The 8,035-nt window shown below is 60.9% G+C and carries 10 protein-coding genes and 1 tRNA gene; 2 read left to right on the top strand and 9 right to left on the bottom strand.

What is annotated here, in order from left to right:
- Both AADA04_RS03105 and AADA04_RS03100 read right to left on the bottom strand, forming a co-directional pair.
- The coding region (locus AADA04_RS03105) for a GFA family protein (protein WP_340691771.1) at nucleotides 1-438 on the bottom strand (438 nt) is incomplete at its 3' end.
- A 45-nt stretch (nucleotides 439-483) separates the two neighbouring features.
- Entirely contained in the window at nucleotides 484-855 is a 372-nt protein-coding gene (locus tag AADA04_RS03100; RefSeq protein ID WP_340691770.1) for a group 1 truncated hemoglobin, read from the bottom strand.
- Nucleotides 856-1,022: 167 nt separating this feature from the next.
- On the opposite strand from AADA04_RS03100, the gene AADA04_RS03095 reads away from it, so the two are divergent.
- Nucleotides 1,023-1,895: a LysR family transcriptional regulator gene (locus tag AADA04_RS03095; RefSeq protein ID WP_340691769.1), complete on the top strand. Its 873-nt coding sequence runs from the start codon at nucleotides 1,023-1,025 to the stop codon at nucleotides 1,893-1,895.
- A 46-nt stretch (nucleotides 1,896-1,941) separates the two neighbouring features.
- A complete protein-coding gene (locus AADA04_RS03090) occupies nucleotides 1,942-2,082 on the top strand; it encodes a hypothetical protein (protein WP_340691768.1) in 141 nt (46 codons plus the stop codon).
- Nucleotides 2,083-2,427: 345 nt separating this feature from the next.
- Here the strand turns inward: AADA04_RS03090 and AADA04_RS03085 are convergent, their stop codons facing one another.
- From AADA04_RS03085 to AADA04_RS03055, 7 genes are all read right to left on the bottom strand, one after another.
- Nucleotides 2,428-2,964 carry an ABC transporter substrate-binding protein gene (locus AADA04_RS03085; protein ID WP_340691767.1) on the bottom strand — a complete coding sequence of 179 codons (537 nt, stop codon included), beginning with the start codon at nucleotides 2,962-2,964 and terminating at the stop codon, nucleotides 2,428-2,430.
- A gap of 195 nt (nucleotides 2,965-3,159) precedes the next feature.
- A tRNA-Leu gene (locus tag AADA04_RS03080) sits at nucleotides 3,160-3,246 on the bottom strand.
- A 53-nt stretch (nucleotides 3,247-3,299) separates the two neighbouring features.
- Entirely contained in the window at nucleotides 3,300-4,511 is a 1,212-nt protein-coding gene (locus AADA04_RS03075) for an acetyl-CoA C-acetyltransferase (RefSeq protein ID WP_340691766.1), read from the bottom strand.
- Nucleotides 4,512-4,528: 17 nt separating this feature from the next.
- Nucleotides 4,529-5,302, bottom strand: coding sequence for an enoyl-CoA hydratase (locus AADA04_RS03070; RefSeq protein WP_340691765.1), 774 nt, complete (start codon nucleotides 5,300-5,302; stop codon nucleotides 4,529-4,531).
- 47 nt (nucleotides 5,303-5,349) lie between these two features.
- Nucleotides 5,350-5,838, bottom strand: a complete 489-nt coding sequence (locus AADA04_RS03065; protein ID WP_340691764.1) for a hypothetical protein — start codon at nucleotides 5,836-5,838, stop codon at nucleotides 5,350-5,352.
- Nucleotides 5,835-6,608, bottom strand: coding sequence for a molybdopterin-binding protein (locus AADA04_RS03060; protein ID WP_340691763.1), 774 nt, complete (start codon nucleotides 6,606-6,608; stop codon nucleotides 5,835-5,837). The genes AADA04_RS03065 and AADA04_RS03060 overlap by 4 nt, the downstream gene beginning before the upstream one ends.
- A 24-nt stretch (nucleotides 6,609-6,632) precedes the next feature.
- Complete coding sequence (locus AADA04_RS03055; RefSeq protein WP_340691762.1) at nucleotides 6,633-7,958, bottom strand: serine hydrolase domain-containing protein; 1,326 nt, start codon at nucleotides 7,956-7,958, stop codon at nucleotides 6,633-6,635.
- Between the last annotated feature and the right edge of the window lie 77 nt (nucleotides 7,959-8,035).

Here is an 8,035-nt window from a genome sequence, read left to right as displayed (position 1 = left end):
TGCCTCATACTCATAGTAAATGTCGACGACGCGAGAACCTTCGGGAAGCTGCACCCATGGCTGTTTGGTCGTGGTAAAGATGTGCACATCGGGTGGCATAAGGTCAGGATTGTCCAGTGTTCCGACACGAATAAAGCGAATGCGCTCTCTCAAGCCCGACATGTTATAATGGCTCCACACAGCGACGCGGCACTCGGGGCAGCGGGCGATGATCTGCCCCTTTCCGCTTGGTGTATCGACGGTGAGTTCTTCGACATCGCCTCGCACCAGTCGCACACGGTCGGCCTCAATCAGCGCGTTCATCGCGAAGGCTGTCCCGGTCTGCCTCTGGCAATAGCGGCAATGACAGCAATGCACGACCAGGGGGGCCGACAATACCTGGTAGCGGACATGGCCGCATGTGCAGCCGCCCTCGCGCGTGTGAGATTCTTCGGTCATCGCCTGCCTTTCCATTTTGACGCGTCACCCTGAACAGTCTGGACATTAGCCTGCGGTAACGATGTCGCCCTTGAGGCCATCCAGGAATGCCAGAACTTCTGCGCCTTCCAATTCGCCGACGCCGAGTTCACCCGCGACCTGAATCACAATCTCGATGAACCGCGCCCAGTCAATGTCGGTAATGCCCATGCCGGCATGGGTCAGCGCCATGTCGCGCCCCGTATAGTACATTTGTCCGCCGGTCTCGCGGACGAGATAGTCGATCAGCATCTGTAAATCCCGGGCATTCCGGTCGTCGGCGCGATGGCCCCAGAAGCGGCCAAGCAGGCTGTCGGACTGGGCGCCGCTGATAAGTCTTCCGGCGAATTCCCCGATGGCATCATATCCACCCAGGCGATCATAAAGCGAAACAACCATTTCGAGGCCCCCGTTTTCTTTCAGTTTTCAACGCCTTCGGCCAATTCTGTCAGCGCAGCCAGCGTCGTCATTTGAGTTGCCATCTGGGTCGCATTCCCGCACGTTCTTGGGAATTTGGTAAAAATCGACACCGGTTTTGCAAAAATGCACGATGGAGGAGAGACCGGATGCAGTGGGATGATGCGCGGATGTTTCTGGCCTTCGCCCGCGCTGGCTCGTTCAGCGCCGCCGCCAAGCGGTTGGGCGTTCAGCACTCCACCATCTCGCGACGAATTCATGCGCTGGAAAAGGATCTGGCGACGCCCTTGCTGGAACGCAGCACGTCCGGCTACGTGCTGACCGATGCAGGCGAAGAGCTGAGGGAGTCAGCCGCCCGGATTGAACGGGAATTGCTGTCATTCGAGGCCACCAGTGCCGGCCAGAGCGATGACCCCTCGGGAGAGCTGCGTGTCACCGCAATCGCCAATATGGCCTCGTCAGTACTCATGCCCCTGTTTGCCCGGTTCGCTACCGCCTACCCCAATATCGATCTGCGTGTTGAGGTGACCAATGATTCTGTCCGTTTGGCGGAGCGTGACGCCGATGTTGCGCTCAGGCAGACAAATACGCCCGGCGAGACGCTCATCGGCACACGGCTGACAACCGTCGCCTCCGCCGTATACGGTTCAATTGACTATTGTGCTGCGCTTGCAGCCGGGCACGCCCCGGAAAAGTGGATTGGCGTCGACTGCTGCGACTACCACAGGACTTGGACCAAACAGGCCAGGCCGCAACTTGATCATTCGTTCTGTGTCGATGATACGGCGCTCACCGCTGCTGCCCTGAAGGAAGGGCTAGGGGTCGGATACCTGCCCTGTTTCATGGGTGACAGCGAGCCGGCACTCGTCCGGTTTCGTGAGCCTGAAAAGCAGCACGAATTGGGATTGTGGCTTCTCTATCATCGCGATTTGCGAAGTACGAAACGCGTGATCCTTTTCCGGCAGCATATGCAACGCGAGATCGAGAAAATCAGCACCCTGTTCGAAGGCACGGTGGCATAGGCACCTTCTTGTCCACCCCCTGCCGCAACAGACGTACAATGCGGCGATGTCACCCTTTTCCCTCCTCGTGCCCATGCCGGGCCTGCCCTGGTACCTGCTGCCGCTCTGGCCGCTGGTCTTCTGGCGCATCCAGCGCCTCAAGAAGTGGTTCCGCGCGGCTGGCGGTCCGGGCAGCGAAATGCTCTAGGGCGTGATGTGGAATGGCCGCGTCGTGATCATCCGGCTGTCGGATGATCTGTCCGGGCATCATCCGTGTACTTTTCGTGCACCCGTTTCGGGAAAGCTGAACAGCGCATTGATCGGGGAACTGCCCGCCTCCAATCCGTGTCCCCGGCGTATGCCGGGGCCTCAGGCCATCCTGTCCGGACGCGCCGCACGAGATCCCGGCCTTCGCCGGGAATTCGGAGTCAAGATTCCGGACACCTGAGCCAGACTTACAACCCCCAAAACCCATCCCCCGAACGCAAGCGCCCCCACAGGCGTCAAACCTGCAGGGGCGCTCGAATATGAAAGAAACAAACCTGGCTGAGAATCAGGAGATCAGCGCGGCGATGGCGTCATCAATCGTGGCGCGGGGCTTGTCGAGGATGGCGGCGATCTGCGCGCGCTGTTCGATGGCGAGCCAGAGGCCCAGCACTTCGACATCCACCACGCGCCATTCGCCATTCCGCTCCATCACGCGCCAGCGCACAATCGTCGGGTCTTCGCCCTTCTGCGTCACACGCGTTTCAACAACCGAGTCCTTCTCGTTCCGGTCCACAGAGCCGATCACGTCGACCTTCGCGTTTTTCAGCTTGTTCTTCTGGTTCTCGAACGTGCTGACAAGGAAAGCCTCGAAGGCGGCCGTAAAGCGCGCCTGTTCGTCGTCGCTCAAACGGCGCGAATGCTTGCCCAGCGTGAACCGGGCAATGGCCTGGATGTCCACGGCCTCTGTGAGCGGTCCCGCCCCAGTCTGGGTATTGGAAATCTGGGTGGCGGTTCCGGCGATCAGGGCCTCGGCTTCGGGGCTGGCCTGAGCGGAAAGCGCCATGATGGCGAAACTGGTCGATACGATAAGCGTGCGCAACATTGTGTCTTGTCCTTCAAGTCAGATTTTTCTGATCTGCCTTGTAGATATGGTTGGCCGCCCCCTTTTGTTCCCTCGGTCTTCATATAGGTGCCATTCCGGACTTGCATGAGGCCGCCATTAAGATTTTGGAAAGCATCCGCACGGAATCCGCAAAGTGTGACTTTTGCGCTACATTTTTCGCGATCTGGTGGAGAATGGTGCGGACGGCCGGGCTTGAACCGGCAAGGCCTTGCGGCCGACAGATTTTAAGTCTGCTGCGTTTACCAATTTCGCCACGCCCGCATTGGCTTGCCTGAGTATGCGCGCCCGCCTGCCTTGGCAAGCGGGCGCCCGGCTCAACTCACCCGTTCGAAGACAGCCGCCAGTCCCTGCCCGCCGCCGATGCACATGGTTTCAAGGCCATAGCGCGACTCCCGCCGCTCCATCTCGCGCAGCATCGTGGTCAGGATCCGCACGCCGGTCGCGCCGACCGGGTGGCCGAGCGAAATGCCCGAGCCATTGACGTTCAGCCGGTCCATATCGTCCTCGCCGAGGCCCAGCGCCTTGGTACAGGCGAGCACTTGCGAGGCGAACGCCTCATTGAGTTCGATCAGGTCGAGGTCCTTGAGTTCCAGCCCGGCCTTTTCCAGCGCCTTCTGGCTCGATGGCACCGGCCCGATACCCATGACCGACGGTCCGACACCCGCCACTGACCAGGAGACCAGCCGCCCCAGCGGCTTCAGGCCATATTTCTCCGCCATCTCGCGCGTACAGACGATACAGGCGGCGGCACCATCATTCTGGCCCGAGGCATTGCCCGCCGTGACCGTCGCTTCGGGGTCTGTCCGACCTTGGATAGCCCGCAGCGAGGACAGTTTCTCCAGCGTGGAATCCGCGCGGATATGCTCGTCTTCCGACACCACGGTGTCGCTCTTGCGGCCTTTCACTGTGAATGGGACGATCTCGTCGGCAAACTTGCCGCTTTTCTGGGCGGCGGCGGCTTTCATGTGGGAATTGAACGCAAATTCATCCTGCGCGGCCCGGCTGATCTGATAGTCGCGGCGCAGGTTTTCGGCGGTCTCGATCATGCCGCCGGGCACGGGATGGAACTTGCCGCCCGCCGTATAGCGACCGCGTGAGAGGCCATCATGCAGCATCAGGCCTTCGCCCTTGATATCCCAGCGCATATCGATGGAAAAGAAGGGCGCGTTCGACATGCTTTCGGCCCCGCCCGCGATGACCAGATCATTCGCGCCGGTTGCCACCTGCATCACGCCGTTGATCACGGCCTGAAGGCCGGAGCCGCAGCGCCGGTCAATCTGGTAGCCGCCGGTCGATGTTGTCAGGCCCGCGTCGAGCGCCACCATCCGGCCGAAAGCGGGAGCCTCCATGGTCGGATAGCATTGCGCGAAGATACAGTCCTCGACGACTTCCGCCGGCAATTTGGTGCGCGCCATCAATTCGCGAATGACATGGCTCGCCATATCGTGCGCATGGACCGTCTTGAACGCCCCGCCAAAGCCGCCGACTGCCGTGCGAAGCGGCTCACAGATTACAACATCTCTCATGGGATATCCCTCTTGGACTAGTTCAGGCCGCGGCCGCGTTCGGTGACTTGCTTGCGCGCCGCTTCCACGCTTTCGGCGGTGACATTTGCGGCGTGGGCGGCGGACCGGCGGATCTCTTCCTTCAACGCTTCGCCGAATGGCATGGCAAAGCCGTCATCGATCATCTTCTTGTAGCCGCGCAGAAGGACCGGATCGCAGCTGGTCATTTCGTGCGCCAGCTTGCGGGCGGCGGGCAGCAGGTCGTCGGCCTTGTAGACGCGATTGACGAGGCCCCAGCGTTCAGCGGTTTCCGCATCAAGGAAGTTGCCGCTGAACGAGAGTTCCTTGGCGCGGCTGATGCCGATCAGGCGCGAGAGTTTCTGCGACAGGCCCCAGCCAGGCATGATCCCGACGCGGGCATGCGTGTCGGCGAATTTGGCGTTCTCGGACGCCAGAAGCACATCGCACATCAGGGCCAGCTCGAAGCCGCCGGTGATCGCAAATCCGTTGATCGCGCCAATGACCGGCCACGGATAGGCATTGATCGCCTTGGCGATATCGATCTCGCCGCCGTCAGCGCCAAGGGCAAAGCCCGTCTCGCCAGCTTCCTTGAGGTCGACACCCGCCGTGAAGGCCCGGCCCGCGCCGGTCAGGACAACCGCGCGAATGTCCTTATCCGCCGCCAGCGCCGTGAACGTGCGCGAGATTTCTGCGCGCAGGGCCCGGCTCAGCGCATTCAGCGCGTCGGGCCGGTTCAGGGTGACAATCGCAACCGCTTCGTCGCGTTCAACAGTGATGATATTCTCGGCCATGCAGGCATTCCTTCCAGACTTCGTTTTGTGTGTGCAGCGGTGACCCGTCAGGCCTTCCGTTTGCGGAAAATATTCACGACGGCAATGACCAGCGCGATGAGGGCGATGGCCGCAGCCAGAAAAAACAGGCCGAACTTCAGCGGGGTCAACCAGTCCTTCGCGTCGAGTGCATCAGCGGCGCCAGACAATGCAAGCGCCTGGACCGTGTTCTCGGTCAGGTCGACTATCGCCGTCGTCAGCGCAGGCAGTGCCGCGATCCGTCCGTACTTGCCGAAGAAGCGCAGCGCCATTGCGGCGAAGAATCCGCCATAGGCCAGCGGATAGGCGGTATCGAGAAATACGGTCACCCACAAGTGCGCCGATCTTTGCGCCTCGCTCAGGCTCGCGACCAGCGAACGGCTGTGTTCTCCATTGGTAATCGTATCGAGATAGGTGCCCCCGACCGCTTCATTGAACAGGCCGAACCCGGCTCCGATCAGGATCGTGGCGATCAACAGGCCCCAGATGACAGGCGTTCGCGTCAGGAAAGCCGTCACTTGGTGTCCTCCAGGATGCGTTCGGGCTTGACCCCCGTAGCCGCGATGATGTCCTCAAGGCGCTGCGTCACCTCAGAAATCAGGTCTTCACGGATCGTGCTTGCGACGAGATGAACACCATTGTCGCCAACAGACCGGAACCAGGGATAGGAGCCGAAGGCCACTTCCGGAATTTCCTTCGCCAGTGCGCCGAGCGGCTCGGCGATATCGCCTTCGCGCAGGCCAAGCCCCCGGATCGTGACCTTGTGCACGACCGCGCCGGTGCGCAGGCGCGGGCCGATATCTTCCAGCATGGCCCGGGCCACCTGCGGCACACCGGCCAGCGTGAAGACATTCTCCATCTGGAAGCCGGGTGCGCCGGACACAGGATTGGCCACCAGGCTTGCGCCATGCGGAACACGCGCCATGCGGCGCCGCGCGGGCGTGAACTCGGTCTTCATCTCGGCATAGCGCTCTGCCAGCATGGCGATGACTTCGGGATGTTCGCCGATCCCGACGCCAAAGGCCGCTGCAATCGCGTCCGCCGTGATGTCATCATGCGTCGGGCCAATGCCGCCGGTCGTGAAGACGTAAGTATAGGCCGCGCGCAGCTCGTTCACGGCCTTCACGATGCTTGCCTGAACATCAGACACGGTGCGCGATTCATGCACCTGGATGCCCAAAGGCGCGAGATACTTCGCGATCTGCTGCAAGTTGATATCCCGGGTGCGCCCGGACAGGAGTTCATCGCCGATCAGCAGTACGGCAGCAGTGGGTGAAGGCAGGGTCATCTCACTCCCATCGCGCAGAGCAGTCTATTCCGCAAGCGCGTCATAAACCAGGCTCGCTGAATTCCGGCGAAAATCCACTTCCGGCCCGTTCCAGCTAAAGCGCTGGATCATTCCGATGAAGAAAAGATCGTTCTCCGGGTCGATCCAGAACCATGTGCCTGCTGCCCCGCCCCAGAAATATGAACCGGCGCCTTGCGCCATCTCAGATGCTTCAGGGTCGAGGACCAAACCGACATTGAGCCCAAACCCGAGACCATCGGTCTTGAGGTTTTGCTGGGCACCATCGGAGAACAGCTTGGCACCGTCTGGCAACATATTGGTGCGCATCAGATCCACCGTCTCGGGCTTCAGAATACGCACGCCGTCCAGTTCACCGCCGTTCAGCAGCATCTGGCAGAACCGCGTATAGTCATCCATCGTGCCGACGAGGCCGCCGCCGCCGGACTCCATCCCGATCGTTTCCTTGCGGAACTGCACCGTCGGCCGGTCATATTTCACGAGACCGAGTTCAGGTTTGTCCGGAACATAGCCGAAGGCATCGCTGAAGCGGTCAAGGTCGTCGGCCGGGACGTAAAAGCCCGTATCCGTCATGCCGAGCGGTGAAAGCAGGCGCGTGTCGAGGAACTCGCCGAACCGCATGCCCGAGATTCTCTGGATGACATAGCCCTGCACATCGACCGATGCGCTGTAGGACCATTTTGTTCCAGGCTGGAACAGCAGCGGCACGTCCGCCACCTTGTCGATGAACGTATCGAGATCCGGTGACTGCATGATCGCCTGGTCCCGGAACATGCTGTTCGCCACGTCGTCTCCGAACAGGCCATAGGCAAATCCGGCGGTATGCGTCATCACTTCCCGCATCGTGGGAATATGGTCCGGATCGGTCAGGAGCGGCGCGCCCGCGTCGTCGACACCGGTCATCACTTTCAGGTTGGTGAATTCAGGCACGAACTTCGTCACGGGATCGTCCAGCGTGAACGCGCCTTCCTCGTACAGCATCAACAGCGCGACGCCGGTAATCGGCTTCGACATGGAATAGATGCGATAGATCGTGTCCTCGGCGATGGGTGCACTGTCCTCGACGCGGCGCACGCCCGCCTGCATATCGCTGACGATTTCACCATGCTGCACAAGGCGCGTGGCAATGCCTTTGACATGGCCAAGCGTAACTTCATTCGCCATCGCGGCTTCCAGCGCAGCGATTCCTTCCGGTGTGAAACCGCTGGGTGCGGTCAGGGATGATGCGCTGGCGGGCTCGACCGCCGGTGCGCTGGTACAGGCCCCGAGACTGAGAAGCCCGGCAAAACCGAGGCTGAGCGCAGCCGATACAAAACGTGTTGCCAAGGTCATGACTTTCTCTCCCGCACTGATTTTGCGCGTATGGTTAGTGAGATGACGCCCGCCTGCAAGCCAAACCTCGGGTAAGG

The sequence above is a fragment of the Hyphomonas sp. genome (assembly GCF_037969335.1).
GTDB lineage: Bacteria > Pseudomonadota > Alphaproteobacteria > Caulobacterales > Hyphomonadaceae > Hyphomonas.
This window is presented reverse-complemented; position numbering and strand designations above follow the sequence as displayed.